Source organism: Marinobacter xestospongiae, assembly GCF_023156385.1.
Taxonomy (GTDB): Bacteria; Pseudomonadota; Gammaproteobacteria; order Pseudomonadales; family Oleiphilaceae; genus Marinobacter; species Marinobacter xestospongiae.
In genome coordinates this window covers 1-26,307 of the sequence record NZ_JAKZAK010000031.1, presented here as the reverse complement: position 1 = coordinate 26,307, position 26,307 = coordinate 1, and the positions used below count along the sequence as shown (strand labels likewise).

21 protein-coding genes and 1 tRNA gene are annotated in these 26,307 nt (G+C 62.3%); 10 read left to right on the top strand and 12 right to left on the bottom strand.

All coding sequences use genetic code 11. The features are described 5' to 3' along the window. The first annotated feature begins 92 nt into the window (after positions 1-92). A complete protein-coding gene (gene rpoD, locus MLD24_RS18960) occupies positions 93-1,934 on the top strand; it encodes an RNA polymerase sigma factor RpoD (protein WP_227172586.1) in 1,842 nt (613 codons plus the stop codon). An 85-nt stretch (positions 1,935-2,019) separates the two neighbouring features. After that, positions 2,020-2,096, top strand: a tRNA-Ile gene (locus MLD24_RS18955). Positions 2,097-2,269: 173 nt separating this feature from the next. Here MLD24_RS18955 and MLD24_RS18950 read toward each other — a convergent pair. Then, positions 2,270-3,139: a CHAD domain-containing protein gene (locus tag MLD24_RS18950; RefSeq protein WP_248168653.1), complete on the bottom strand. Its 870-nt coding sequence runs from the start codon at positions 3,137-3,139 to the stop codon at positions 2,270-2,272. Positions 3,140-3,522: 383 nt separating this feature from the next. Here MLD24_RS18950 and MLD24_RS18945 point away from each other — a divergent pair, with 383 nt between their 5' ends. The 3 genes from MLD24_RS18945 to MLD24_RS18935 all read left to right on the top strand — a co-directional run bounded on the left by MLD24_RS18945 (position 3,523) and on the right by MLD24_RS18935 (position 8,031). Continuing rightward, positions 3,523-5,109, top strand: coding sequence for a hypothetical protein (locus tag MLD24_RS18945; RefSeq protein WP_248168652.1), 1,587 nt, complete (start codon positions 3,523-3,525; stop codon positions 5,107-5,109). Positions 5,110-5,246: 137 nt separating this feature from the next. Next, entirely contained in the window at positions 5,247-7,523 is a 2,277-nt protein-coding gene (locus MLD24_RS18940) for a molybdopterin oxidoreductase family protein (protein WP_248168651.1), read from the top strand. Between the two features lie 52 nt (positions 7,524-7,575). Continuing rightward, a complete protein-coding gene (locus MLD24_RS18935) occupies positions 7,576-8,031 on the top strand; it encodes a DUF2489 domain-containing protein (protein WP_248168650.1) in 456 nt (151 codons plus the stop codon). 327 nt (positions 8,032-8,358) lie between these two features. On the opposite strand, the gene MLD24_RS18930 is transcribed toward MLD24_RS18935, so the two are convergent. From MLD24_RS18930 to MLD24_RS18920, 3 genes are all read right to left on the bottom strand, one after another. Then, positions 8,359-9,729, bottom strand: a complete 1,371-nt coding sequence (locus MLD24_RS18930) for an HDOD domain-containing protein (RefSeq protein ID WP_248168649.1) — start codon at positions 9,727-9,729, stop codon at positions 8,359-8,361. Between the two features lie 118 nt (positions 9,730-9,847). Next, positions 9,848-11,923 carry an ATP-dependent DNA helicase RecG gene (gene recG, locus MLD24_RS18925; protein ID WP_248168648.1) on the bottom strand — a complete coding sequence of 692 codons (2,076 nt, stop codon included), beginning with the start codon at positions 11,921-11,923 and terminating at the stop codon, positions 9,848-9,850. 7 nt (positions 11,924-11,930) lie between these two features. Beyond that, entirely contained in the window at positions 11,931-12,890 is a 960-nt protein-coding gene (locus MLD24_RS18920; RefSeq protein ID WP_248168647.1) for a hydrogen peroxide-inducible genes activator, read from the bottom strand. An 86-nt stretch (positions 12,891-12,976) separates the two neighbouring features. Between MLD24_RS18920 and MLD24_RS18915 the strand changes: the two genes are divergently transcribed. Next, positions 12,977-13,861: an NAD-dependent epimerase/dehydratase family protein gene (locus MLD24_RS18915; RefSeq protein ID WP_248168646.1), complete on the top strand. Its 885-nt coding sequence runs from the start codon at positions 12,977-12,979 to the stop codon at positions 13,859-13,861. Between the two features lie 48 nt (positions 13,862-13,909). On the opposite strand, the gene MLD24_RS18910 is transcribed toward MLD24_RS18915, so the two are convergent. The 5 genes from MLD24_RS18910 to MLD24_RS18890 form a co-directional block, all read right to left on the bottom strand. Next, positions 13,910-14,296, bottom strand: a complete 387-nt coding sequence (locus MLD24_RS18910; protein ID WP_227172595.1) for a RidA family protein — start codon at positions 14,294-14,296, stop codon at positions 13,910-13,912. Between the two features lie 99 nt (positions 14,297-14,395). Further along, positions 14,396-16,573, bottom strand: coding sequence for a RelA/SpoT family protein (locus tag MLD24_RS18905; RefSeq protein ID WP_248168645.1), 2,178 nt, complete (start codon positions 16,571-16,573; stop codon positions 14,396-14,398). Positions 16,574-16,704: 131 nt separating this feature from the next. Beyond that, the gene (rpoZ, locus tag MLD24_RS18900) at positions 16,705-16,917 is read right to left on the bottom strand and encodes a DNA-directed RNA polymerase subunit omega (protein ID WP_227172597.1); all 213 of its coding nucleotides are present in this window, start codon (positions 16,915-16,917) and stop codon (positions 16,705-16,707) included. Between the two features lie 116 nt (positions 16,918-17,033). Then, on the bottom strand, positions 17,034-17,663 hold the full coding sequence (gmk, locus tag MLD24_RS18895) for a guanylate kinase (RefSeq protein ID WP_227172598.1): 630 nt from the start codon (positions 17,661-17,663) through the stop codon (positions 17,034-17,036). Positions 17,664-17,739: 76 nt separating this feature from the next. Further along, a complete protein-coding gene (locus MLD24_RS18890) occupies positions 17,740-18,606 on the bottom strand; it encodes a YicC/YloC family endoribonuclease (protein ID WP_248168644.1) in 867 nt (288 codons plus the stop codon). Between the two features lie 190 nt (positions 18,607-18,796). On the opposite strand from MLD24_RS18890, the gene rph reads away from it, so the two are divergent. Then, positions 18,797-19,513, top strand: a complete 717-nt coding sequence (gene rph, locus MLD24_RS18885; RefSeq protein WP_227172600.1) for a ribonuclease PH — start codon at positions 18,797-18,799, stop codon at positions 19,511-19,513. 88 nt (positions 19,514-19,601) lie between these two features. Here the strand turns inward: rph and MLD24_RS18880 are convergent, their stop codons facing one another. Next, complete coding sequence (locus MLD24_RS18880) at positions 19,602-20,408, bottom strand: exodeoxyribonuclease III (RefSeq protein ID WP_227172601.1); 807 nt, start codon at positions 20,406-20,408, stop codon at positions 19,602-19,604. Between the two features lie 70 nt (positions 20,409-20,478). On the opposite strand from MLD24_RS18880, the gene pyrE reads away from it, so the two are divergent. Further along, positions 20,479-21,117, top strand: a complete 639-nt coding sequence (gene pyrE / locus MLD24_RS18875; RefSeq protein WP_248168643.1) for an orotate phosphoribosyltransferase — start codon at positions 20,479-20,481, stop codon at positions 21,115-21,117. A gap of 91 nt (positions 21,118-21,208) precedes the next feature. After that, a complete protein-coding gene (locus MLD24_RS18870; RefSeq protein WP_248168642.1) occupies positions 21,209-21,871 on the top strand; it encodes a DUF4124 domain-containing protein in 663 nt (220 codons plus the stop codon). A 93-nt stretch (positions 21,872-21,964) separates the two neighbouring features. Here the strand turns inward: MLD24_RS18870 and MLD24_RS18865 are convergent, their stop codons facing one another. Both MLD24_RS18865 and MLD24_RS18860 read right to left on the bottom strand, forming a co-directional pair. Continuing rightward, positions 21,965-22,405 carry a hypothetical protein gene (locus tag MLD24_RS18865; RefSeq protein ID WP_248168641.1) on the bottom strand — a complete coding sequence of 147 codons (441 nt, stop codon included), beginning with the start codon at positions 22,403-22,405 and terminating at the stop codon, positions 21,965-21,967. Positions 22,406-22,899: 494 nt separating this feature from the next. Continuing rightward, positions 22,900-23,250, bottom strand: a complete 351-nt coding sequence (locus tag MLD24_RS18860) for a DUF2782 domain-containing protein (protein ID WP_416381874.1) — start codon at positions 23,248-23,250, stop codon at positions 22,900-22,902. A gap of 191 nt (positions 23,251-23,441) precedes the next feature. On the opposite strand from MLD24_RS18860, the gene polA reads away from it, so the two are divergent. Beyond that, positions 23,442-26,156, top strand: a complete 2,715-nt coding sequence (gene polA / locus MLD24_RS18855; protein ID WP_248168640.1) for a DNA polymerase I — start codon at positions 23,442-23,444, stop codon at positions 26,154-26,156. Positions 26,157-26,307 lie beyond the last annotated feature (151 nt).

Here is a 26,307-nt window from a genome sequence, read left to right as displayed (position 1 = left end):
ACCATCTAACCATCCAGTGGCACACAAACCACGCGACAGCTATAATGGCTGTTTAACTTTTTTCCTTTTACCAGCGAGTTCACAGGGTGTCTATGTCAGGCAATTCGCAGAAATCACGTTTGAAAGACCTCATTGCCCGAGGCAAGGAACAAGGTTACCTGACTTACGCCGAGGTGAACGATCACCTCCCGGAAGACATAGCGGATCCCGATCAGGTCGAAGACATCATCCGCATGATCAATGACATGGGCATCCAGGTCTGCGAAGAAGCACCGGACGCGGACACCCTGCTCATGACCGATGGCGACTCCGCCGCCGACGAAGCCGCAGCTGCCGAAGCCGCCGCCGCCCTCGCCGCTGTTGAAACTGACGCTGGCCGCACCACCGACCCTGTCCGTATGTACATGCGGGAAATGGGTACCGTTGAGCTGCTGACCCGGGAAGGCGAGATCGTTATCGCCAAGCGCATCGAAGAAGGCATCCGCGACGTGATGGCCGCCGTTGCCCATTTCCCGGGCACCGCCGGCACCGTGCTGCAGGCTTACGAGCGCATTATCGAGAACGAAGGCCGCATCAGCGACATCGTCACCGGCTTCCTCGACCCGGACGACGCCGAGCCGTTCATGGGCACCGACGACACCGCCAGCAATGTGCCGGATTCTTCCTCGGACAGCGACGATGACAGCGACGACGAGGAAGAAACCGAAAGTGGTCCGGATCCGGAAGAAACCCGCCTGCGTTTCGAGCTCCTGCGTGAGAAGCTGAAAGCCGCCGAGGTTATGCTCAGCGACAAGGGCCGTTCCGACAAGGCCACCCAGCAGGCGCTGAATGAGCTGGGCGAGGTATTTGCCCCGTTCAAGCTGGCCAACAAGGCGTTCGAGGAACTGGTCAACGTGGTTCGCTCCACCAACGAAATGGTGCGTGAGAACGAGCGGGCCATCATGAAGATCTGTGTGCGCGAGTGTCGTATGCCGCGCAAGGACTTCATCAAATGGTTCCCGGGTAACGAGACCAACCTGGAGTGGGCCGAAGACCTGGCCAAGAGCAGCAAGGGCTATGCCTCTGCCCTCGGTGAGCGCGCCGACGAGATCGTGCGTCTGCAGAAGCGCATCCATAACGTTCAGAGCGAAGTGGATCTGGAGATTCCGGACATCAAGGAAATCAACCGCCGGGTGTCCATCGGTGAAGCCAAGGCGCGCCGTGCCAAGAAAGAAATGGTCGAGGCCAACCTGCGTCTGGTGATCTCCATTGCCAAGAAGTACACCAACCGCGGCCTGCAGTTCCTGGACCTGATCCAGGAAGGCAACATCGGCTTGATGAAGGCGGTGGACAAGTTCGAGTACCGTCGTGGCTATAAGTTTTCCACTTACGCTACCTGGTGGATTCGTCAGGCCATCACCCGCTCCATCGCGGACCAGGCCCGCACCATCCGTATTCCGGTGCACATGATCGAGACCATCAACAAGCTCAACCGCATCTCCCGTCAGATGCTGCAGGAGATGGGCCGCGAGCCCACGCCGGAAGAGCTGGGTGAGCGCATGGACATGCCCGAAGACAAGATCCGCAAGGTGTTGAAGATCGCCAAGGAACCGATCTCCATGGAAACCCCGATCGGCGACGACGAAGATTCCCATCTGGGGGATTTCATCGAGGACATCCAGGCGCTGTCGCCGGTGGATTCTGCCACTGCCGAAGGCCTGCGGGAAGCGACCCGCTCCGTGCTGTCCGGCCTGACGGCCCGGGAATCCAAGGTACTGCGGATGCGTTTCGGTATCGAGATGAACACCGACCACACCCTGGAAGAGGTCGGCAAACAGTTCGACGTCACCCGTGAACGGATTCGTCAGATCGAGGCCAAGGCATTGCGCAAACTGCGTCATCCATCCCGCTCCGATCACCTGCGCGGCTTTATTGACGATCAGGGCAACGGTTAATCCCCACAGCAGTGGCGGGCGCCACACCGCACCGGTATAATGGCGCCCGCTTTCTCCTCCCGAGAAGCTCCCGAAAGTACGAAAAGGGCCTATAGCTCAGTTGGTTAGAGCAGGGGACTCATAATCCCTTGGTCGCTGGTTCGAGTCCAGCTGGGCCCACCATCAATCAGTAACTTACGAGTCCCCTCCCCCACTTTAGCCTTCTAGGTGTCAACCAAGTGTCAACGACTCCTTCTTTGACAACCGCCAAAACCTGGCACCGACACCGCGCGAGTTCCATTCCTGGTGGCCAAGCACGTCCAATGACAAGGCCTTGACGTCGTGCCTCCTCCCTTTCAAAGACGCTTAACAAATACCCGCGGTTTATCCTTCAACAGCGCTTCCGCCCACTCGTGAGCCTGTGCCTGCAACGCCTGCAGCCGATCCTGTATCGCAGCGGTTAGCCGCTGCTCGTCATCCGCTGCAAGTCCCAGGGACTCCCGGTGCGTTTCCAGGTATTCGGCCAGCACGGCGTGATCATTGGCCAGTCCCTGGACTTCGGTCATGCCCTCAAAGGCCTGCACCTGCTTCTTGAAGCGTTTGTCATGGAGTGGAATCAGGATTCGCAGGCTGTAGAACAGATCCTTGCTGCGTTTGCGGAAGTCGTGAAAATCGTCGATGTCGTCGGAGGCCAGCGCCCGGCGTTCAGCATCACGGGCTTTGCGATAGAGACGCCTGAAGTTGGGCTTGAGATCCTCCAACCGCCTGGGCAATTGCCAATCCCGCGCCAGAAAACGCTGGGCCTCCATCTCCAGGGCCAGATCAACGAAGAACGCCTGCCCCTTGCTGGTGAGCGGGTCTTCCCGGGCGCGCTCGGTCAGCATGGCGGTGACCCGATCAAAACCTTCGGCCTGCAATTCCTGCCGCTCATCCTGCAAAGCACGCCAGGTATTGACCATCACCATGGCGTCCCGGCTTCCGGACAACACCCCGGCAACGTGTCGATAACGGGCCTGATGATGGCGAAACGCCTCCACTCCGATCTGCGGACGCAGCAGCCGCAACAGCGCACGGATTTCCTTACAGCTCTTGCGGGTCTGGTGGACACCGGTTTCGGGATCACGGCAGGCCTGCAGAAGGGCAACGGCGATGTCTTCATTGATGGACTGGATCAGGCGCTGCAACTGCTTGCCAAAGTTGCCGCTGGGATTGAGGCGATAGCGCATGGAACCTCCGAACGTCACCGTGGGCACGAGTGCGCCCGGAACACGTTTGAAAACGCCCTACTCTCGCAGCCTACTGGCCATAGTGACTGACGGCAACTTCTCAAATGGAGACCGCTCTGGTCGAACACGTTCGTAACGGCTGACGACTTCCGGAAGGTTTCCGGTTTTGGAGTGCGATAGTGACACCTGAGGCTGCCAAAGCCGCCCGAGATCAGAGCAAAGACTCTGTGAGTTCGGCGGCGCCATTGGACTACACCAACATTGCAGTCAGATGACTTTTGTACGGCCGGTGACGGCCAGAATGAGAAAATCGTCACACATTCACACGATCTTCATAAACCATCGGTAAAACACTCCCTTACTGATACAGGGGAGTAGTCGTTATGTCAGGTCAACCCTCAATGCTGGTGGAGAAACTGTGGCAACTGAAGCGCCGAATCGACAAGGGCGCCTGTCCGGGAGTGGAGTTTGTCCACCTCAACTCACTGCTGCGGGAGCCGGGTTACCGCGCCGATGTACTGCGACGGGTCGAGAGCCACGGCGGGCCTGAGATGCAGGCACTGGCGCGGGAGGTCCAGGCCGCCGACCATGGCGAGCCGCTGATGGCGCGCAGCAACCCATCGGCACTGGGACAGGGCGATCGTGACACGGACCAGGACAGCAATCGCAGCTGGCTCCGCCGCCGCTCCACCACCCTGATCCCGGTGGTCGGCGTGGCGGTGGCCGCCATCGCCGGCTTCACAGCGTTTGAAAACCGCGCCATCCGGGTCAGTGACAACATCGTCGAAAACACCGTGTGGGAAAGCGGTAATCGCTACATCCTCGAGAAGATCGTGTTTGTCGATGGTGCCAACCTCACCATCGAACCCGGGGTCACCATTGAAGGCGAGAACGGCTCCGCGCTGATCGTGACCCGGGACAGCCGGCTGTACGCCCGCGGCCAGGCCGAAGCCCCCGTCGTGTTCACCAGCAGCCAACCGGAAGGCAAGCGCCACCGGGGCGACTGGGGCGGCGTGGTCCTGCTCGGCGACGCGCCCGTCAACCAGCCCAACGCCTCCATTGAAGGGGTACCGGAAGGCGACCGCCGCGGTCAGTTCGGTGGTACCAATGCCAACGGCAGCTGCGGCCTGGTGGAGTACACCCGCATTGAGTACGCCGGCTTCGAGGTCTACAAGGACAACGAGCTCAACGGCCTCACCCTGGGCGGTTGCGGCAGCGGCACCATCATCCGCAACGTTCAGGTACACCGCGCCCTGGACGACGGCATCGAAATGTTCGGCGGCACCGTGGATCTGAAGAACATCGTGATTTCCGGCGCCGGCGATGACAGCATCGACTGGGACTGGGGCTGGACCGGCCGGGTCCAGTTCGCGGTGATCCAGCAGCACCCGGACGTCGGCGACAACGCCTTTGAGGGGGACAACAACGGCAACAACCACAGTGCCCGCCCCCGCTCCGAGCCCACCTTCTACAACGTTACCCTGGTGGGAGCCGGCCAGTCCGAGAAGCAGCATCGCGGCATGGTGCTGCGGGAAGGCAGTGGCGGTCATTTTCACAATATGATCATCGACAGCTACGCCATTGAGGCGGTGGACACCCGGGATGAAGTGCTGTCGCTCACCAGCGCCGAAACCCTCACCTTCAGCCACAACCTGCTGGCCAATACCGGTCGTCTCGGTCGCGGGCCGGACGAGTCCGGTGACAGCGATGACGATTTCGGCTTCAGCGAAAACGACTGGCTGCGCAACCCGGCCTTCAACAACGCCATCCGCATGGACGGCGCCCTCCACAGTACCGCCCGCGACCTGTATGCGCCCAGCTTCGAGACCCGGGTCCAGATGCGTCAGATGCAGGCGGTGAAACCGCCCCAGAGCGAGTTCTTTGACGAATCCGCCGTGTTCCAGGGAGCTCTCAACCCGCTGTCGCGAACCTCCTGGCTCGACGGCTGGACCGCCTTCCCCGGCGCCTGAGACGGCAGCCCGACCGGCACCTTAGCAAGCGCTGGTCGGGCTGGCCCTGCGGGAGGTTCCAAGCGCAGCGAATGCTGCTAACCTGCTCTCTGACGCCCTGCCAATAACAAACCGGGCGCAACCAGAGGGAGAGCAACTTGGACACCGGAACCCACCACCGCACCTGCCACCTGTGCGAAGCCATGTGCGGCATCACCATCACGGTCCGTGAGGGCCAGATCGACAGCATCCAGGGCGACCCCCAGGACCCGCTGAGCCGCGGCTACATCTGCCCCAAGGCGGTCGCCCTGCAAGACCTCCACAACGACCCCGAACGGCTGCGCCAGCCGGTGCGGCGAACTGCCGACGGCTGGCAGCCACTGGCCTGGGATGAGGCCCTGGACCTGGTCGCGGAGCAGCTCGACCGGGTGCGGCAGGCTCATGGCCGCGATGCCGTTGGCGCCTATCTGGGCAATCCCAACGTCCACAACCACGGCGCTCTGGTGGCCAACCTGCCATTTCTCAAGGCGCTGGGCACCCGCAACCGCTTCTCCGCTACCTCCAATGATCAGTTGCCCCATATGCTGGCGAATCTGGAGCTGTTCGGTCACCAGCTGCTGTTTCCGATCCCCGACATCGACCGCACCGACCTGCTGATCTGCCTGGGAGCCAACCCGATGGCCTCCAACGGCAGCCTGATGTCGGTGCCGGGCTTCCGCCATCGCATCAAGGCCCTGCAGGGCCGGGGTGGCGAGCTGGTGGTGATCGATCCGCGCCGTACCGAGACTGCGGCGGTGGCCGACCGTTTCCACTTCATCCGTCCCGGCAGCGATGCCCTGATGTTGATGGCGATGGTGCACACCCTGTTTGACGAGGGCCTGGTCAACCCCGGGCACATCGAGCCCTGGCTCAAGGATCGGGATCTGGTGGAGCTGGCCGCCCTGCCCTTCGCGCCGGAGCAGGTCGACGCTCACACCGGCATCGCCGCAGCCGACATCCGTGCGCTTGCCCGGCAGCTGGCGACCACCCCCAGGGCGGCTCTCTACGGCCGCATGGGGACCAGCACCCAGGCACACGGCGGCGTCGCCACCTGGCTGATTCACGTCCTCAACATCCTGACCGGCAAGCTCGACGTGCCCGGCGGGGTGATGTTTACCCAGCCCGCGGTGGATCTGGTGGGGCTCGGCGCCATGGCGGGCCAGGCCGGTCACATTGGCCGACGCCACAGTCGGGTGCAGGGATTACCGGAGTTTGGCGGCGAGTTTCCCGCCAGCACCATGGCCGAGGAGATGCTGACGCCCGGTGATGGCCAGATCCGGGGCTTTGTCTGCCTGGCGGGCAACCCGGTGCTGTCGAGCCCCAATGGCCAACGCCTGGAACAGGCGCTGGCGGGCCTGGATTTCATGGTATCTGTGGATTACTACATCAACGAAACCAACCGCCATGCCGACGTCATCCTGCCGCCGACCTCGGCGCTGGAACGCAGTCATTACGATCTGATCTTCAACCTGTTGTCGGTGCGCAACACCAGCAAGTTCAGCCCGCCCCTGTTCGAGGCTGACGCCAACAGCCGCCATGACTGGCAGATACTGCTGGAACTGGCCCACCGACTGGAACAGCGACGACACGACGGGCGTCTGGGGTGGCGCCAGGAACTGGGCTGGCGTGCCTTCAAGCAGCTTGGTCCCGACCCCATCCTCGACCTGCTGCTGCGCAGCGGCCCCTATGGCCACGGCGGCGGCCCCCTGCGCTCACTGGGTCAGCCGCTGACCGACCTGGTGCTGGATCTGCTGCCCGAGCGCCACCCGCTACACACTCTGGCTGAATTGAGCCCGCTGAACCGGCGCTGGCAGGCCCTGCCCAAGGGGCTGTCACTGTCGAGCCTGCAACAGGCCCCCTCCGGGGTGGATCTGGGACCACTGCAACCGAGCCTGCCTGAGCGGCTGTTCACCCGGGATGGCTGCATCAATCTCGCCCCCCGCCGCTATCTGAAAGATCTGGAGCGACTGCACGACCGACTCCGGGACCAGCCGGGGGAGGGTCTGCAACTGATCGGTCGACGCCATCTGCGCAGCAACAACTCCTGGCTCCACAACAGCCACCGCCTGGTCAAGGGTAAAGATCGCTGTACCCTGCAGATTCATCCCGGGGATGCGGCCGATCTTGGCCTGGAACCGGGGCAGCCGGCCCGGGTTCGCGGCCGCGCCGGGGAGGTTGTGATTCCGGTGGAAATCACCGAAGATCTGATGCCCGGCGTGGTGTCCATTCCCCACGGCTGGGGACATCACCGGCCCGGTTCCGGTCAGTCGGTCGCCGCCGCCCACGCCGGCTGCAGCATCAATGACGTGCTGGGCGACGACCAGGTGGACCCGCTCAGCGGCACCTCGGTACTGAACGGCCAGACCGTCACGGTTCACCGGTGCGGCGAACCATGAACCAATCACCCACCGCGCCCCCTGGCGCGGGTCGTCCCAGGAGTTGTACACCATGCCAGCATGGCTGCAGTGGAGTCTGATTGTCGCCGGTCTGATCGCCAGCGTCCTGCTAGTGCTGTTTATCGTTCGCCAGTGGCGTATCCTGCGCCGGGCTCGGGCTCGGGAACGCAGCCAGGCGGCTTTCCATGCCCAGCGCCGGGAGAGCATTGTCGACAGCCTGCAGGTGCTGGCCATGGCCATTGAGCAGGATCAGGTGGAATACTCGGAAGCGTGCCTGCGGATCAAGGGACTGCTGGAGCTGGTGGCGCCGGAGCTGCTGACCCAACCGCCGTACCAGGTGTTTCAGGAGGTGCACGACCAGATCAGCCATATGCCGACGCACCAGGCACGCCAGGACACCGATCGGAAGTTTGTGCGCAAGATGGACAAGGAACGCTTTGCGGTGGAGCAGCAGCACGCCGACGCCATCCGCCGGGCCGCCACCGCGCTGCGTCAGCACACGTTTTGACCGGCATTTTGTAACAGTTTGTAACCGCACCAATTAGGCCGGGCCGCTTAATTCGCGTTGTAAATCAGCGGCTTTGTCAGCGCCCGGCACAGCCCGCTCCGGTCCTGAACCCGGTCTCACCCGACGCCCGCTCCCACAGCAGCTTTTTTTGGCTAGATTAAAAGACAGGCCCGGCTTCACATCGGCGGGGCCTCTTGGGTTTGCCATGCCCAGGCGCTGTATTGCTATCTCCTTTGATTGATCGAATGCGACGATACCGTGAGTGATCTGCAACAAGCGGGTGAGCTTGCCGGCCTCTTGGGGCCGGCTTTTTTCCATCCCGGGCGCTCAGTGGCCCTGCATCATGCCGGCGATGGCCATCACCGCATCCTTGTTACCCACCAGATCATCAAATTGGGCCTCCACCTCAGCCTGATCCAGCCCCAGGGCCAGAAAGTGGGCGCGATCCACCGTCTCCGCCGCACCCAGGGCGATACCCCGCTGGATCAGTAGCTGACGCCCCAGCCACAGCAATCGCGGGTAAACGTCATACTCACCCTGGAAGTCGGGGTTCTTCTGCTGCCGGATCGCCTGGGTGACTTCATCCGGCATGCCCCAGTTGGTCATCAGCTGGGTGCCGATCTGCTCCCGGGTGACCCCCAGCAGGTAATGCTCGATCAGTGAAGAGTCGATGTGACCATTCACTTCCAGAAACCGGCACAGCTTCTGGAAATGGGGCGGGAACACATGGGCCAGCACCAGATAACCGAAGTTGTGCAGCAGTCCGGACAGATACGCCAGCCCAAACACCGGTCGCTGCCCTCGCGGCATCATGCTGGCCAGGACCCCGGCGGACTGGGCCTGCCAGATCGCCTGTTGCCAGTAATCGACCTGGCCCTCAGGCTTGAGTTTGGGCTGATCCAGGGCCCGCCCCAGGGAGAGCCCCACCGCCAGGTTCATTACCAGATCGAATCCCAGTACCCGCGACACCGCATCGTGAACCGAGCGTACCTGGCCGGCAGCGGCGTAGAAGGACGACGACGCCCAGCTCACCACTTGCGCCGCCAGGCTGGGATCGCTTTCAACAATGTCCACCAGGTCGCCCATCATGGCGTTGGGATTTACCCGCAGGTGAATAATGCGCTGCGCGGTCTCCGGCAGCGGTGGCAGTTCCAGGGTGTCATCGAGGCGCTGCTGGATACGCAGGCCGGTGAAACGCTTGATGGCGGTGTGAAGTTGAGCCTGGTCTTCCTCGGGCCGGTCCAGGTTAACACTGATGGTGTCAGGATCGACCGCAAACCCCAAACGCTGGGCGCCAGCCGTCAGCTCGCGGAAATCGCCATCGCTGAGCACAATGGTGCCTCCCTGCTCGGGCAACTCCAGCCCCACCACCGAGAGGGTATCCACGGCCTCGTCCACCACCGTGGGATAACCGGTCAGTGACGGCAGCGCTGGCAGTTCCCGCAGCCCGGTACGCTCACGCAGCCGACCCAGTTCAGTGCCCGACAGCAACCGCAGCGACCGCTGCAGGCGACTGTTGAGGGCGGCGATGTCGATCATGTCCTGACGCCGACAGATGACCTGCAACTTGCCCTGATCATCACTCAGCAGCACCATCCGCAGCAGGGTGTCCGCTGCACTGGCGCTGGTGGCATCACGCAGCTCCACGCTGTTGGCGGTGTCCCCCAGGGCCTGACGGACAACGACGGGTAATTCCATGGTATTCCCCTGTTTCCAGTGCTGGCGGGACACTAACCGCCAGCCACGTTGCTTTGGTTCCGTCAGGGGCATCCAGGCCGGTTGCGTTGCCGTCCACGTCGGCACCCCTGATAGCTGATTATACGTCTCCGTAGCGTATACGCTCTCCGAGCCAACGGCGAATCAGCGCCGTCACCCGGGCCCGATCCGCCATCAGGCCGGGCGCCAGTTCGCGGATCGGTTCGATCCAGCCTTTGTCACGCTCAAATTCCGCCAGCCGGAACTGCATCAGCCCGGTCTGCCGGGTTCCCAGGACCTCCCCCGGACCGCGGATTTCCAGGTCTTTCTCGGCAATGACAAAGCCGTCCTGGCTGTCCCGCAACACCTGCAGGCGGGCCTTGCCGTTCGTCGACAGTGGCGGGTGGTACAGCAGTACACAGAAGCTGGCCTCATGGCCACGCCCCACCCGGCCCCGCAACTGGTGCAGCTGGGCCAGCCCCAGGCGCTCCGGATTCTCTATGATGATCAGTGATGCGTTGGGAACGTCCACCCCTACCTCGATCACGGTGGTGGCCACCAGCAGGTCTAGGTCACCGGCTTTGAAGGCCGCCATCATCTCGGCCTTCTCCGCCGCTTTCAAGCGACCATGCACCAGCCCCACTTTCAGGTCCGCCAGTCGCGCCTGCAGGTCTTCCGCCGTCGCCTCGGCGGCCTGACACTGCAGCGCCTCGGACTCTTCGATCAGGGTGCAGACCCAGTACGCCTGGCGGCCGTCCCGACAGGCACTGCGCACCCGCTCAATCACGTCTTCCCGGCGGCTGTCGGGGATCACGATGGTGTCGATGGGTTTACGGCCTGGTGGCAGCTCATCGATCACCGACGTGTCCAGATCGGCGTAGGCGCTCATCGCCAGGGTCCGGGGAATCGGGGTTGCGGTCATGATCAACTGGTGCGGTGCCAACTCACCGGCCACCCCTTTATCCCGCAGGGCCAGGCGCTGGTGAACGCCAAAGCGGTGCTGCTCGTCCACAATCACTAGTGCCAGACGCTGGAACGCCACATCGTTCTGGAACAGCGCATGAGTGCCAATGGCGATCTGGGCATCGCCGCTGGCGAGCGCCTCCAGCACCCGCTGGCGCGCCTTGCCCTTGACCTTGCCGGAGACCCACGCCAGTGACAGCCCCAGTGGTTCCAGCCATTGCTGAAAGCTATTGTAGTGCTGCTCGGCGAGGATTTCCGTCGGCGCCATCAGCGCCACCTGACCACCGGCGGCAATCGCCTGCAGTGCCGCCAGCGCTGCCACCACGGTCTTGCCCGAGCCAACGTCCCCCTGCACCAACCGCAACATGGGCAGCGGTTGGCTCAGGTCCTGACGGATGTCGCCAACGACATGACGCTGGGCACGGGTAAGTTCAAACGGCAGTTCATCGACAAACCGCTGCACCAGATCGCCCTGGGGCAACAGCGGCAACGACTGCCGCTGCTGGATCTGTTCCCGCACCTGCAGCAGACTGAGCTGATGGGCCAGCAACTCCTCCATCACCAGCCGCTGCTGGGCCGGGTGTTTGCCCGCCAGCAGCTGGGGCACATCGGCGTCCGCCGGCGGTGCATGCACCAGCATCACCGCCCGGGTAATGTCCGGTAACTGGTAGTCGGCGAGCACGGCCTCCGGCAGCAGTTCCCGGATCGGGTAGCGCTGGAGATAGGCCAGGGCCTGGCGGCACAGCGCCCGCACCCGGGGCTGCTGGATACCATCGGTCAAAGGATAGACTGGCGTCAGCGAGGCGTCTTCCTCAGGCGCCATGGGGGCAGGATTGATCTCGTATTCGGGGTGGTAGAACTCAAATCCGGCACGGCCGGCACGGACCTCGCCAAAACAGCGCACCCGGGTGCCGGCAGCCAGTTGCGCTTTCTGGGCGGCGTTGAAGTGGAAGAAACGCATCACCAGGAAGCCGGAATCGTCCCGCAGCGTCACCTGCAGGCTGCGTCGTCGCCCCATCACCAGATCGGCCTTGGCGACCTCCCCTTCCACCACACCCACATCACCGATGCGCAGGCTGCCGATCGGCAGCACCCGGGTGCGATCCTCATACCGGTGCGGCAGGTGGAACACCATGTCCTGCAGGCTGTGGATGCCCAGTTTGGCAAGCTTGCCCGCCAGCGCTGCGCCGACGCCCTTGAGGGTTGTGACAGGCAGGTCTTCCAGCGAGGTCATATCACCCTCAGGCGCTCAGTGGCGCTGCCGGCGTCTCGTCCCGGGCCTTCTCCATCACCCGGCACTGCCCCGCGGCCAGCCGCAGCACATCAATGGCTTTGGGTCGCGGGAAGGTCACCCGCCAGGCCAGCGCCACGGTGCGGTAGGGCACCGGTGCCACGAACGGACGCACCACCAGGATGTCCTCCCGGTACTGCATGGCCGTGGCGGCAGACAACGGCAATACGGTGATGCCCAATCCCGACGCCACCATGTGACGGATGGTTTCCAGCGAGCTGCCCTCGGTCACCAGTGCCGGTGTGGCACTCTGGGGGCGATTGGTGACGGTTTCCACCAGTGGCGGGCAGGACTCCAGCACCTGGTCCCGGAAGCAGTGTCCCGGTCCCAGCAGCAACAACTGCTCCCGCGACAGCTGTTCGGCTGTCAGCTCCGTTTCGTCCGCCAGGGGGTGCCCAGCCGGCAACAGCACCACGAACGGCTCGTCGTACAACGGCAGCGTGACCACCTCCGGCTCATCGAATGGCAATGCCACGATGATGGCGTCCAACTCCGAGTGCCGCAGTTTCTGGCGCAGGTTGGCGGTATAGTCCTCTTCGATGTACAACGGCATCTGCGGCGCCGCACGACGCAGCTCTGGCAACAGATGGGGAAACAGGTAGGGACCGATGGTGTAAATGGCTCCGACCTTGAGCGGCGAATTGAGCTGGTTCTTGCCGTCCTGGGCCATGTCGCGGATCACCCCCACCTGATCCAGCACCCGCTGGGCCTGCTCAATGATCCGCTCGCCGGACTCGGTGACCCGGATGCTGCTCTTGCTGCGCTCAAACAGGGGAACGCCGAGCTCCTCTTCCAGCTTCTTCACCGCGACACTCAAGGTGGGCTGGCTGACGTGACATCGCTCCGCCGCCCGGCCAAAATGTTTTTCCCGGGCCAGGGTAACGACGTATCGCAACTCGGTGAGGGTCATGGTGCGCTCCGGTCAATCAGAATAGGGTTCGGCGGCCTGGATCATCCATAGGCTCTCTGGATCAAGCATAAGGATAGATATTGATTATGGCAATCGAAGAAACAGCTTCCCAGCCCCGTATCCTGGTCGCCGGTTGTGGCGCCCTCGGCGGTCGTATCGCCACGTTGCTTGCCCGGGACGCCACCGTCTTCGGGCTGCGCCGTCAAGCCAACAAGGTACCTGCCGGAGTCGAGCCGGTGGCCGTCGATCTGCTGCAGCCGACACAGCTGCGGCAGGTTCTGCCGTCAGACCTGGATGCGGTGATCTACTGCCTGACCCCCAGCCAGTACAGCGACCAGGGCTATCGGGACGCCTACGTGACCGGCCTCAACAACCTGTTGGACGCGCTCGATGGCCAACGCCCCCAACGCCTGATCTTCATCAGCAGCACCAGCGTGTACCACCAGGACGACGACAACTGGGTCGACGAGGACAGCGCCACCGAGCCGGCGCGCTTCAGCGGCCAGTGCATTCTCGAGGGTGAGCAGCGGGCCCGCGACAGCCGCATTCCGGCCACGGTAGTACGCCTGAGCGGCATCTACGGCCCCAGCCGGCGCCGCTTTCTCACCGCGGTGCAGGACGGCGGTATGAACCCACGCTCACCCGGCCCCTACAGCAACCGCATTCATGAAGAGGACGCTGCCCGGGCGGTAGTACACCTGCTGGAGCTGGCGCTCAGCGGCAATGATGTCGCCCCGACCTACCTGGTCAGTGACTGTGAGCCGGTGCGACTGGATGAAGTGGTGCGCTGGGTTCAGGACCAGGCGCCCTGTCGCACTCCCGGCGATGATGCCCGCACAGGCGGCCGGGCCGGAAGTAAACGCTGTCGCAACCAACGGCTGCTGGCCACCGGGTTCCGGTTTCAATACCCCAATTTTCGGGTGGGTTACGGTGAGATGATTGCGCAGGAGAAGCCGGACGACGCCGGTTAGAAGGGAATTCACCGGCCCTGGCGGAAGGGCCAGGGCCATGAGTCATGCTCAGCTCAGGACCATCACCGCGTCCATTTCCACCGGCACGCCCTTGGGCAGGGCAGCCACACCGATGGCGGCACGGGCCGGGTACGGCTCCTGGAAGTAGGTCGCCATCACTTCGTTAACGGTGGCGAAGTTACTCAGGTCGGTCATGTAGATGTTGAGCTTGACGATGTCCTGCAGACTGCCACCGGCCGCTTCACACACGGCCTTCAGGTTCTCGAACACCTGGCGGGTCTTGGCGGCGAAATCCCCGGCCACCACTTCCATGGTTTCCGGCACCAGCGGAATCTGGCCTGACAGGTACACGGTATCACCGGCTTTTACTGCCTGGGAGTAGGTACCAATAGCCTGGGGTGCACTTTCTGTCTGGATTACCGATTTGTTGGTCATGACCTAGGGTCCTTTTCACTAAAACGAACATCCTCGCCCCTTCGGAGCGAGTCTGTCAAGATCGACCATGGACCGCCACAAGGGGCCACGGTGGCGGCGTCAGTGGCGAATCCGGCTGATGTGGGTAACGGCCCGGATATTGCGGATTCGACGCATCACCCGTGCCAGGTGGCGACGGCCATTGACGTGAACCACCAGGCTGACGATGCCCAGACGGGCATTCTGCTCTTCCACGTTGATGCGCTCAATGTTGCCATCGGCCTTGGCCACCGCGCTGGCCACCTCGGCAATGACACCGCGCTGACGCTCCAGCTCAACCCGCAGCTCCACCGAGAACTCATCGGTGATGTCCTTGGCCCACTTCAGATGGGTCAGGCGTGAGCGGGCTTCGTCGCTTTCCGGCAAGCGCTCGCAGGTATCAGAGTGAATCAGCATGCCATTGCCGGAATCCATCACCCCCACCACCGGGTCACCGGGGATGGGTTTGCAGCACTGGGCGAAGCGCACCAGCAAGCCCTCAGTACCGCGAATGGTGACCGGGGCCCGGCGATAGCCATCACCGCTCTGCTCCAGGTCCGCGCCGGTGTCCTGACTGTCGCTGCCAGCGCCGCTGACCAGCTGGCGAGCCACCAGATAGGCCATGCGGTTGCCGAGGCCGATCTCACTGAGCAGGTCATCAAAGCTCTGCACCTGGTTATGGCGCACCACCGCCTCTATCTGGGCGTCCTTGATGTCCCCCAGCTTCTGGCCAAAGCCGTTGAGGGATTTTTTCAACAGGGTTTTGCCCAGCTCCAGGGATTCGGTGCGCTTCTGGTGCTTGAGCACATGGCGGATGCTGCTGCGGGCTTTGCCGGTGACGACAAAACCAAGCCAGGCCGGGTTTGGCCGGGCCCCTGGCGCGGTGATGATTTCCACGGTCTGCCCGCTTTGCAGCGGCTGGCTCAGGGACGCCAGGTTGCGGTTGATCCGACAGGCCACACTGGCGTTGCCGATATCGGTATGGATGGCGTAGGCAAAGTCGATGGGCGTGGCGCCACTGGGCAGCTCCATGATCTTGCCTTTGGGGGTGAACACGTAGATCTCGTCGGGGAACAGATCCACCTTGACGTGTTCGATAAACTCCAGCGAATCGTCCGCCCGTTCCCGCATCTCCATCAGTCCCTTGACCCAGCGGTCCACCCGCTTCTGGTTTACGCTGATGATGTTGGACTGGTCGTTCTTGTACATCCAGTGGGCGGCAATCCCGTTGTTGGCAATGTGCTCCATTTCCTCGGTCCGGATCTGGATCTCAATGTTCACATGCATGCCAAACAACGTGGTGTGCAGGGACTGGTAGCCATTGGCCTTGGGCATGGCGATGTAGTCCTTGAAACGCCCCGGCAATGGTTTGTAGAGGCTGTGGACCGCCCCCAGGATGCGATAGCAGTCGTCTTCGGTGTCGGTAATGATGCGGAAGGCATAGACGTCCATGATCTCGTGGAACGACTTCTGCTTGAACTTCATCTTGTTGTAGATGCTGTTCAGGTGCTTCTCCCGCCCCATGATGCGGCCGGGCAGACCACGCTCCGCCAGTTTCTCCTCCAGTCGACCACGGATCTCCTGGATGATTTCCTGGTGGCTGCCCCGCAGCTTGGCCACCGCCTTGGAGATGTAACGGGAGCGCATCGGATAGAGCGAGGAGAAACCCAGGTCTTCCAGCTCGGTGCAGATCGAATGCATGCCCAGGCGATTGGCAATGGGGGCGTAGATATCGAGGGTTTCGGTGGCGATGCGCTGGCGCTTGGCAAAGGGCAGCGGGCCCAGGGTACGCATGTTGTGCAGGCGGTCGGCGAGTTTGACCAGGATAACGCGGATGTCCCGGGCCATCGCCAGGGTCATCTTCTGGAAGTTCTCGGCTTGGGCCTCGGCGCGGGAGCGGAACTCGATCTGGGTCAGCTTGCTGACGCCGTCCACCAGGTCCGCCACCGACTCTCCGAACTGGTCGGACAGTGCTTCCTTGGGGATACCGGTGTCTTCAATCACATCATGGAGCATGGCCGCCATCAGACTCTGATGGTCCAGCCGGAGATCGGCGAGGATGCTGGCAACCGCCAACGGGTGGGTAACGTAGGGCTCACCACTGCGGCGTTTCTGGCCTTCGTGAGCCTGTTCGGCGTAATAATACGCCCGTCGCACCTGATTGACGCGACTGCTGTCCAGGTAACTGCTCAGTTCCCTGGCAAGACCTTCCACCGTCTGCTCTGCTGACACCGCCCCTCCAACTCTTCGACATGGCATTGGACAAAAAACCCGGATGTGACCATCCGGGTTTTCGAGGTCCATCAACGGTTGGGGGCAAGCCCCCTACTTGACACTATAAAACCGTCAGGACGAATTTCAATGCCCCATTCAGCAGGGGGCGACGATTCTTAATCGTCTTCTTCTTCGGTGAGCAGCTCGGGGCTGACTTTGCCTTCGGCAATCTCGCGCAGGGCCAGAACCGTCGGCTTGTCATTCTCTTCCGGCACCATCGGCTCGTGGCCCTTGGTGGCAATCTGGCGAGCACGCTTGCTGGCCACCATGACCAGTTGGAAGCGGTTATCTACGTGATCCAGGCAATCTTCAACGGTAACTCGAGCCATAACACTCCCCGGCAATTCTTTTGGTAACAGTGCCTGTAAGGCACGCATTTCGGCAGACCGCGTAGTCTACCGCCACTGGTTCATTTTGTATACAGTGCGATGAACCGGACTATCCCCTACGGTCTCGCCGTCAAGCTGGCAAGCAAACCGGCATGGCGAGCTTCCTGAGCGGCCACCCGCAGGCGCTGGCCACGCACGATGGCGAGCAGGTCCGACAGCGCCACCTCAAAGTCATCATTCACCACCAGGTAATCAAACTCCTGGGCATGACGGCACTCCTCCGCTGCCTCCCGCAGGCGTCGCTCCACCACCTCAGCCGCGTCGGTGCCGCGCCCGGTAAGCCGCTGCCGCAGCACTTCCGGCGACGGCGGCAGGATGAAGATACCAACACAGTCCGGCATCAGCCGCCGTACCTGCACCGCGCCCTGCCAGTCGATCTCAAGGATCACGTCACGGCCCTGGGCCAGGGTGTCCGCCACCCAGCGCTGGGAGGTGCCGTAGTAGTTGCCAAACACATCGGCGTGCTCCAGGAACTCATCCCGCTCGATCATCGCCTCGAACTGTTCGCGCCCCACGAAGTGGTAGTTGACGCCATCCTGCTCACCCGAGCGCATTGGCCGGGTGGTATGGGAGATCGATACCCCCAACACCGGATCACGTTCGAGCATCTGCGCCACCAGGCTGGTCTTGCCCGCTCCGGACGGTGCAGATATGACGTACAGGGTGCCTTGTTGCTGCTCGCTCATCGGCTGGTGGACTCCGCGGTTGTGTGAGAAAAGTCGGCCATTATAGGGGCTCCGTCGCGGAGCCGCATCCGCCGCTCTACTCCAGGTTCTGCACCTGCTCGCGCATCTGCTCGATCAGCACCTTCAGATCCACCGCCGCGCGGGTCACCCGGGCATCGAACGATTTGCTGCTGAGGGTATTGGCCTCACGATTGAGCTCCTGCATCAGGAAGTCCAGGCGCCGGCCAACGGCGCCATCGCCGGCCAGGGTGTCGGTGACTTCGTCGATGTGCGCCTCAAGACGATCAAGCTCTTCCGCCACGTCCGATTTCTGCGCCAGCATCACCATTTCCTGACTGACCCGATCGGGCTCCAGCTCCACGCTCGCCTTCTGGAATCGCTCCCTCAGGCTCTGTTCCTGCTGGGCCAGCAGTTCCGGCATCAGCTCACGAACCTCGCTGACCCGGACAGCCATCTGCTGCAGGCGGTCCTCAAACAGCGGCCGCAACCGCTCACCTTCCCGCTCACGGGCCTCGATCAGCTCCGCCACCGCCCGCTCAAACAGCGCCAGCGCTTCGGCCTTGACCGGCTCCAGATCCTGTTCAGCGGCCTGCATCACACCGGGCCAGCGCAGAATATCCAGGGCATTGATGTGGGCGGGATTGTCCAGGATGCGATTGATCTGATTGGCAGCCTCGTTAACGCTGGCGGCAAGATCATGGTTGATTACCAGCTCCTGGCTGGTGCTGTCAGCCAGATGCAGGCGCATGCCCACTTCCACCTTGCCCCGTTTCAGGCGGGTACGCAGCTGCTCACGGAACCGGTTTTCCAGCTCCCGCAGGGTATCCGGCAGCCGGAATCCGGGCTCCAGATAGCGATGGTTAACGGCGCGGATCTCACAGGTCAGTGAGCCCCAGTCACCCTGGGCGTCCTGGCGGGAAAAGGCGGTCATACTTCTGATCATGGCGGCTCCGAGTCTGGCTTGGGCAACCCCGGCAAAGGGAGGGGCTGCACTCTCCGAAGCCGAGTGTAGCAGGGGCCGACGGTTCCCGGCGAGCCTGGCCGCCGCCCCCTGTCGCCATGTTATACTGGTGGGTCACTTCATTCATTCCGGCCGGCTCGTCAGCCGGCCTCAAGCAGGACCCAGGATCACTATGCGACCCAGCGGAAGAACGCCGGAACAACCGAGAGATATCCGAATCACCCGTCACTACACCCGTCACGCCGAGGGCTCAGTGCTGGTGGAATTTGGCGACACCAAAGTGATCTGCACCGCCTCGGTGGAGAACAAGGTACCACCGTTCCTGCGGGGCGAGGGTCAGGGCTGGATTACCGCCGAATACGGCATGCTGCCCCGCTCCACCGGCAGCCGCATGGGCCGGGAAGCCGCCCGCGGCAAGCAGGGAGGCCGCACGGTTGAGATCCAGCGCCTGATTGGCCGCTCACTGCGGGCAGCGGTGGACCTCAAGGCCCTGGGCGAGCACACCATCACCATCGATTGTGACGTCATCCAGGCGGACGGCGGCACCCGCACCGCTGCCATCACCGGCGGCTGCGTTGCCCTGGTCGACGCCCTGAACCACCTGGTGAAGGAAGGCCGACTGAAAACCTCGCCGCTGAAGCAGATGGTGGCCGCTCTCTCCGTCGGCATCTACCAGGGCACCCCGGTGACCGACCTCGACTACCCGGAAGACTCCTCCGCCGAAACCGACATGAACGTCATCATGACCGACCAGGGCGGCTTCATCGAGATTCAGGGCACGGCCGAAGGTGCACCGTTTGCCCAGGACGAACTGGACAGCATGCTGGTAATGGCCCGACAGGGCATCGAGAAGGTGTTCGCGCTGCAGAAAGCGGCACTGGAAGACTGAGACAGAAACGGAAACACGCCGCCGCATGGAAGCGGCGGCACCCGCGAGCAGCCTCGGCTGGCCACGGGCAAGGACGATCACATCGGGATCAGAATCCGATCTCGATGTCGTAGTCCATGATGACGGGCGCGTGATCGGAGAAGCGGGTGTCGTTGTCGATCCAGCCATCAAGGATGGTCTTGCGAATCCCCGGCGTCAGCAGCTGATAGTCGATACGGATGCCTGCATTGCGGCGCCAGCCTTCGGCCCATTCGGGCCAGCAGGTAAACTGGTTGCTCTGCTTGTTGATCTCGCGGAAAGCATCTATGCAGCCCATCTCATCGAACAGCCGGTCCAGCCAGGCACGCTCGTGAGGCAGAAAGCCGGACACATCCAGCTGGTGATAACGGGAGCTGGCATCGGTGACGTGGTGGGCGGTCTGCAGATTGGCGCAGAAGATGAATTGCCGGCGCTTGCGAAGGGTTTTCTGCATGTGCAGACCGAAGGCGTCCATAAAGGCGTCTTTGTGGTCCAGCGCTGTCAGGTCATCCTCACCGATGGGTTCGTCTTCCTTACCCAGGGCGGATGGCGCCAGCACACAGGCCACACTGACCTTATCGAAGTCAGCCTGGATAAAGCGACCTTCCCGGTCCGCCTGTTCGTTGGCGAAACCGTACATGATGGCCTTGGGGAAATGGCGGGTGTAGATGCCAACACCGCCGTCCTCGTTCCGCTCACCATCGATGAAGTAGGCCTCGTAGCCTTCGGGAATCAGGTTACGGTCTTCAATCTCGTAGGCGCGCATACGGTGGTCCTGCACACAGACCACATCGGCGCCCTGCTTCAACAACCAGTCGAAGAAGCCTTTTTCAACGGCCTGTTCGAGGCCATTGACGCTGATTGATACTACCCGCATACGTGTTCCCTGATTCGGTTTGTGTGTATGATACCGGTTTTAAATGCTTTTAAAAGCCAGAAGCCTTGCCATGCACGACTACCAGCGCGATTTCATAGAGTTTGCTATCAACCGAAACGTACTGCGTTTTGGTGAATTTACCCTCAAGTCAGGCCGGATCAGCCCCTACTTTTTCAATGCGGGTCTGTTCAATACCGGAGACGACCTGCTTCAGCTCAGTCGTGCCTACGCCGCCGCGCTGCAGCGTAGTGAGCTGAATTATGACATCATTTTCGGCCCCGCCTATAAGGGCATACCGTTGGCGGCCGCCACCGCCATGGCTCTGGCCAGCGACGGCGACAGCCGGCCGTTTGCCTTCAATCGCAAAGAGAAGAAGGATCACGGCGAAGGCGGCAACATCGTTGGCGCTCCGCTCAAGGGCAAGGTACTGATCGTCGATGATGTCATCACCGCCGGCACCGCCATTCGCGAATCCATTGAGCTAATCAAGGCGGCCGGCGCCGAACCTGCCGGAGTGTTGATCGCGCTTGATCGCCAGGAACGCGGCACCGGTGAGCTCTCCGCCATTCAGGAGGTGGAGCAGCAGTTCAACATCCCGGTGGTCAGCATCATCCAGCTGGAGCAGGTGCTCAGCTACGCCCAGTCTCAACCAGGCTTTGAGGAGCATGCCCGCAAGGTTGCCGACTACCGGCAGAGCTACGGCATCTGAGTACAGCCGTGTAATCCTGGCAGCCCGCTGACAGTCTGATATGCTGAACACACACCAGCCCAGCCTGAAAAGGAAGCCGCGTCGACACGCCATGAATCGTATCCAACGACTCTTCAGCACTGTCCTGGCAGCCTCGCTGCTGTTCGCGGCGACCGCCGCCGATGCCCGCATGTACCGCTACAAGGATGAGAATGGCCGCACGGTGATCAGCAACACCGTGCCCCAGCAGGCATCCCGCCGCGGCTACGAAATCCTCAACAGCCAGGGCCGGGTGGTTGAAGTCATCGACCCGGAACCCACCGCCGAAGAACTCGCCGCCCGAGCCGCCGAAGAAGAGCGACAGCGGCAGGCAGAACTGCAACGGCAGGCGGACCTGGCGCTGCTGAAGCGGTTCAGCCATCCTGACGAAGCGATCCGGGCAATGGAGCGCAAGATCCAGGAAATGCGCGGGCTGACCCAGCTCAAACGCGGCAACATCTCCGTGCTGGTGAGCCAGCTCGACGAAGAGCAGGGCCGGGCCGCCAACCTGGAGCGGGCCGGACGGGACATTCCGGAATCCACCCTGCAGAAGATCACCCGGCTACAGAATCAGATCCGGGGCATCGAACGGGAGATTGCGGTTCAGAACGCCGAGATCGAACGGATGCGCGAACACTACCTAGAAGACATCGAACGCCTGGAAATCATCACCGGTGAGCAGGCCACCATCACACCGGATCTCGCCCCTATCGCTGACGGCAACGGAGCGCCCTGAGCACCACCGTCCCGCCACCAAAAAGGCCACCCCCGGGGATGGCCTTTGTCTTACCTTGCCCCACCGACAACCGCCAGCTCAGGGCTGACCGCCTCAGGCGGTGGTAGACGCTTTTTTGGCAGTTGTGGCCTTGCGGGCAGCCGGCTTCTTCGCCGGAGCCTTCTTCTCCTCAGCACCGTTGATCGCGTCTTTGGCGGCCTCGGCGGCTTCTTCCACTTCCTCAGCAACGTCATCTGCTGCCTCAGCAACCGCATCGGCGCTTTCCGCGGCTTCTTTCTCCAGACGCGCGACCAGATCACCGGCGAAGCTGCCGAAACGGGTGTTCAGATCCCGCAGCTGGGAAAACAGCGATTCGCTGTAACCGTCATAGCGCTCCCGCAGGGACTTGACGCTGTATTCACGGACTTCCGACTCCAGCTTCTCGGCGTATTCGAACGGCTTGGAGGAGAGTTTTTTCTGTTGCTCCTCAGCGGTGTTGATACCCTTGGCGACGATGTCCTGAAGCTGTTCCTGATACGACTTGAGTTTACCCATGGTGACTCTCCTTTAAGATTGCTTGCCTTTGAGATTGCTTGCCAGTGAGATTGCTTGGCCGGCAATTGTGCGCGGCCGTTGGTTGGCGATGCCTGTTCGAAACCATGCCCGTGAAAGGCACTGCTCGCTTGAGACAAACCCTGCCCTTTGAGACAAACTCTGCACCTGCAGCACCGGCTACAACACTTCGGCGCCCACGCCCGGAACGGGCATCTGAGAGGCGGGCAAAGTACAGCTGCCTGCGTGACTTGAACGTCCGGCGTTTCCCTACCGGGGCTTCAATTCATCATCGAGACTAGAGACAAAAATTAGAATGTTCATACTAATGGCGACGAAATTGGCGCCATGTCAAAGCGGCATGCCAAGGAAAGCTCTGCGACCTCGGGGTCGATGCGGGCAGGTCAAATGTAAGCAGGAACGGGAATCCGAAAGGAAGTGGCCGCCGCGGGCGGACGACCGGAAAATGGCGGGTTATGGCAATCAGGCTGCGCGGCTTACCAGCGAAAGATGACCCAACTGGGAATCAGGGTGTCCGATTCCGAGGTTCGCGCCCAACCACCACCGTCGGCTGGCACCAGGTAATAGGCCGGACCGGTACTGGGCACCACCTTGATTTCCACCACTTCGCCGTTGACGCGGTACTCGTAGACCACCTGATCTTCGCCACCACGAATCACCACCTGGGGCTCACCGGGCTCGGGCTGGTACTCGGGCACCACCACCGGCTCGCCCGACGGCTCGACATCTGTCGGAAGGTCAGCGGCCTGCTGCGCCTGGACCGCCAATGGCAGGAGCAGACCGGCCAACACCAGAGATTGACACAGGGACCGTTGCAACAGGCTCACAGTCAGTCGACTCCTTATCAGATTATGGAACAGTCTTGGCGCACCCGAATTGCCGCCGACAACGGGTTCGCCTAGAGTGACGGCAACCGATAGAATGCCCCACAAGGCTGGTCCTGCCGGCATCAGCGCCTCCAGGCCCCAGAATTGCACAAGCCCAAACACGCTTCAACAGATTCCGGAAACGAGTTGATATGAGTCAGCAGCAGACACCCCCGGTGGTTCTCATTGATGGTTCCTCCTACCTGTTCCGGGCGTTTCACGCCCTCCCGCCCCTGACCACCAGCAAGGGGCAGCCCACCGGCGCCATCAAGGGGGTGATCAGCATGATCCGGCGTCTGGATCAGGACTTTCCCGGCTCACGAGTGGTGGTGGTGTTTGATGCCAAGGGCAAGACCTTCCGTCACGACCTCTACGCCGAGTACAAGGCCAACCGGCCACCGATGCCGGAAGACCTGGCAAGCCAGATTGAGCCCATTCACCAGATCATCCGGGCCATGGGCCTGCCACTGCTGATCGTGCCAGACGTGGAAGCGGACGATGTCATCGGCACCCTCGCCCACGAGGCCACCAGCAAAGGCATTGATGTGGTCATCAGTACCGGCGACAAGGACATGGCCCAGCTGGTCAGCGATCACGTCACGCTGATCAACACCATGACCGACACCCGCATGGACCGGGACGGCGTGGTCGACAAGTTCGGCGTCGGCCCAGAGCGGATCATCGACTACCTCGCCCTGGTGGGCGACTCGGTGGACAACATCCCCGGGGTGACCAAGTGCGGACCGAAAACCGCGGTCAAATGGCTGCAGAGCTACGGCGACCTGGACCAGTTGATGGCCCGTGCCGATGAGGTCAAGGGCAAGATCGGCGAGAACCTGCGGGACGCGCTGGAGCAGCTGCCCCTGAGCCGGGAACTGGCCACCATCAAGACCGACGTGGAGCTGGACTTCGGCCTGGAAGCGCTCAAACACGACGACGAGCAGCGGGACACCCTGCTGTCGCTGTTCCGTGAATACGAATTCAAAACCTGGGTTGCCGAACTCGAAGGCCAGGACACGGCCAGTGAGGAGCCCGCTCCGGCCACCCCCGAGATCGAGACCAACTACCAGACCATCACCACCGAGGCGGAGCTGGATGAATGGCTGCAAAGGCTCGCCAGGGCGCCGCTGTTTGCCTTTGACACCGAGACCACCAGCCTCAACTACAGCCAGGCCGAGATTGTTGGTGTGTCGTTTGCGATCGAGCCCGGCGAAGCCGCCTACGTGCCGCTGGCCCACGACTACCTGGGCGCACCGGAGCAGCTCGACCGTGATCAGACCCTGGCAAAGCTCAAGCCCCTGCTGGAAGACCCGTCCCATCACAAGGTCGGCCAGAACCTGAAGTACGACAAGAACGTGCTGGCCAACCACGGCATCACCCTGGAAGGCATTGCCGAGGACACCATGCTGGAGTCCTACGTGCTCAACTCCGTCGCGTCCCGGCATGACATGGACTCCCTGGCCCGGAAGTACCTGGGACTGGACACCATCAAATTCGAGACCATCGCCGGCAAGGGCGCCAAGCAGCTCACCTTCAACCAGATCGATCTGGAACAGGCCGCGCCCTACGCCGCCGAAGATGCCGACATCACCCTGCGCCTGCACCAGACCCTGAGACCCCAGCTGGATGGTCTCGGCCGCCTCGCCGAGGTCTACAACACCATCGAACTGCCCCTGGTCCCGGTGCTGTCGCGGATGGAACAGCGTGGCGCCCTGGTGGACGCCGAACGCCTGGCCACCCAGAGCAAGGAGCTGGCAGCACGAATGGAAGAGCTGCAGGCCGCAGCCTACGAGGAAGCCGGCGAAGAGTTCAACCTGGGTTCGCCGAAACAGCTACAGGCCATCTTCTACGACAAGATGGGCCTGCCGGTGATCAAGAAAACCCCCAAGGGCGCGCCGTCCACCGCCGAGCCGGTGCTGCAGGAGTTGGCCCACGAGCACGCCCTGCCCCGACTGATTCTCGAACACCGCAGCCTGAGCAAGCTCAAGTCCACCTACACTGACAGCCTGCCCGGCATGATCAGTGCCCGCAGCGGCCGCGTCCACACCTCCTATCATCAGGCGGTGGCCGCCACCGGACGGCTGTCTTCCAGCGAGCCCAACCTGCAGAACATTCCGATTCGCACCGCCCAGGGACGACGCATCCGTCAGGCCTTCATTGCGCCGGAAGGCTACCAGCTGATGGCGGCGGATTATTCCCAGATCGAGCTGCGGATCATGGCCCACCTGTCGGGCGACGAAGGCCTGCTGACCGCCTTCGCCAACGGCGAGGACATTCACCGGGCCACCGCTGCCGAGGTATTCGGGGTGTCACTGGAGGACGTCAGTGACGACCAGCGTCGCAGCGCCAAGGCCATCAACTTCGGCCTGATCTATGGCATGTCCGCCTTCGGGCTGGCGCGACAACTGGACGTCGAGCGCAAGGTCGCCCAGCAGTACATCGACCGCTACTTCGAGCGCTACCCCGGTGTGCTGCGATACATGGATGACATCCGCAAACAGGCCCACGACGACGGCTACGTTGAGACTCTGTTTGGCCGTCGCCTCTACCTGCCGGAGATCAATGCCCGCAACAAGCAGATGCAGCAGGCTGCGGAACGCACGGCGATCAACGCGCCGATGCAGGGCACCGCCGCCGACATCATCAAACGCGCCATGATCACCGTGGAAGAGTGGCTGCTGAGCGAACACCCCGACGATGCCCGGATGATCATGCAGGTTCACGATGAGCTGATTCTGGAAGTCCGGGAAGACGCGGTGGAGCGGGTTCGTGAGGGCCTGGTGGCACGGATGTCCGCCGCCGCAGAACTGCGGGTTCCACTGCTGGTGGAGGCCGGCGTGGGCGACAACTGGGATGAGGCCCACTGAAGCCACTTCATCACCGTTAGATCATTGCCCCTAGACAGTGCAAACATCTGAATAAACGCCCCTTTTGGGGCGTTTCAGACTGCTGACAAACCCTCGCCATGGCAGCGGGGGTTTGTTGTAATTGGGGTCAGCGACTTTCCAGAGGCTGCCC

Excerpts from the sequence above, each read along its gene's own strand:
- gmk (WP_227172598.1), bottom strand. The coding sequence starts at position 17,663 with ATGAGCGAGCAGCAACAAGGCACCCTGTACGTCATATCTGCACCGTCC.
- rpoD (WP_227172586.1), top strand. The coding sequence starts at position 93 with ATGTCAGGCAATTCGCAGAAATCACGTTTGAAAGACCTCATTGCCCGA.
- MLD24_RS18910 (WP_227172595.1), bottom strand. The coding sequence starts at position 14,296 with ATGACCAACAAATCGGTAATCCAGACAGAAAGTGCACCCCAGGCTATT.
- MLD24_RS18930 (WP_248168649.1), bottom strand. The coding sequence starts at position 9,729 with ATGGAATTACCCGTCGTTGTCCGTCAGGCCCTGGGGGACACCGCCAAC.
- MLD24_RS18890 (WP_248168644.1), bottom strand. The coding sequence starts at position 18,606 with ATGATCAGAAGTATGACCGCCTTTTCCCGCCAGGACGCCCAGGGTGAC.
- rph (WP_227172600.1), top strand. The coding sequence starts at position 18,797 with ATGCGACCCAGCGGAAGAACGCCGGAACAACCGAGAGATATCCGAATC.
- MLD24_RS18915 (WP_248168646.1), top strand. The coding sequence starts at position 12,977 with ATGGCAATCGAAGAAACAGCTTCCCAGCCCCGTATCCTGGTCGCCGGT.
- MLD24_RS18870 (WP_248168642.1), top strand. The coding sequence starts at position 21,209 with ATGAATCGTATCCAACGACTCTTCAGCACTGTCCTGGCAGCCTCGCTG.
- pyrE (WP_248168643.1), top strand. The coding sequence starts at position 20,479 with ATGCACGACTACCAGCGCGATTTCATAGAGTTTGCTATCAACCGAAAC.
- MLD24_RS18945 (WP_248168652.1), top strand. The coding sequence starts at position 3,523 with ATGTCAGGTCAACCCTCAATGCTGGTGGAGAAACTGTGGCAACTGAAG.
- MLD24_RS18905 (WP_248168645.1), bottom strand. The coding sequence starts at position 16,573 with ATGCCATGTCGAAGAGTTGGAGGGGCGGTGTCAGCAGAGCAGACGGTG.
- rpoZ (WP_227172597.1), bottom strand. The coding sequence starts at position 16,917 with ATGGCTCGAGTTACCGTTGAAGATTGCCTGGATCACGTAGATAACCGC.
- recG (WP_248168648.1), bottom strand. The coding sequence starts at position 11,923 with ATGACCTCGCTGGAAGACCTGCCTGTCACAACCCTCAAGGGCGTCGGC.
- MLD24_RS18935 (WP_248168650.1), top strand. The coding sequence starts at position 7,576 with ATGCCAGCATGGCTGCAGTGGAGTCTGATTGTCGCCGGTCTGATCGCC.
- MLD24_RS18920 (WP_248168647.1), bottom strand. The coding sequence starts at position 12,890 with ATGACCCTCACCGAGTTGCGATACGTCGTTACCCTGGCCCGGGAAAAA.
- MLD24_RS18865 (WP_248168641.1), bottom strand. The coding sequence starts at position 22,405 with ATGGGTAAACTCAAGTCGTATCAGGAACAGCTTCAGGACATCGTCGCC.
- MLD24_RS18880 (WP_227172601.1), bottom strand. The coding sequence starts at position 20,408 with ATGCGGGTAGTATCAATCAGCGTCAATGGCCTCGAACAGGCCGTTGAA.
- MLD24_RS18950 (WP_248168653.1), bottom strand. The coding sequence starts at position 3,139 with ATGCGCTATCGCCTCAATCCCAGCGGCAACTTTGGCAAGCAGTTGCAG.
- polA (WP_248168640.1), top strand. The coding sequence starts at position 23,442 with ATGAGTCAGCAGCAGACACCCCCGGTGGTTCTCATTGATGGTTCCTCC.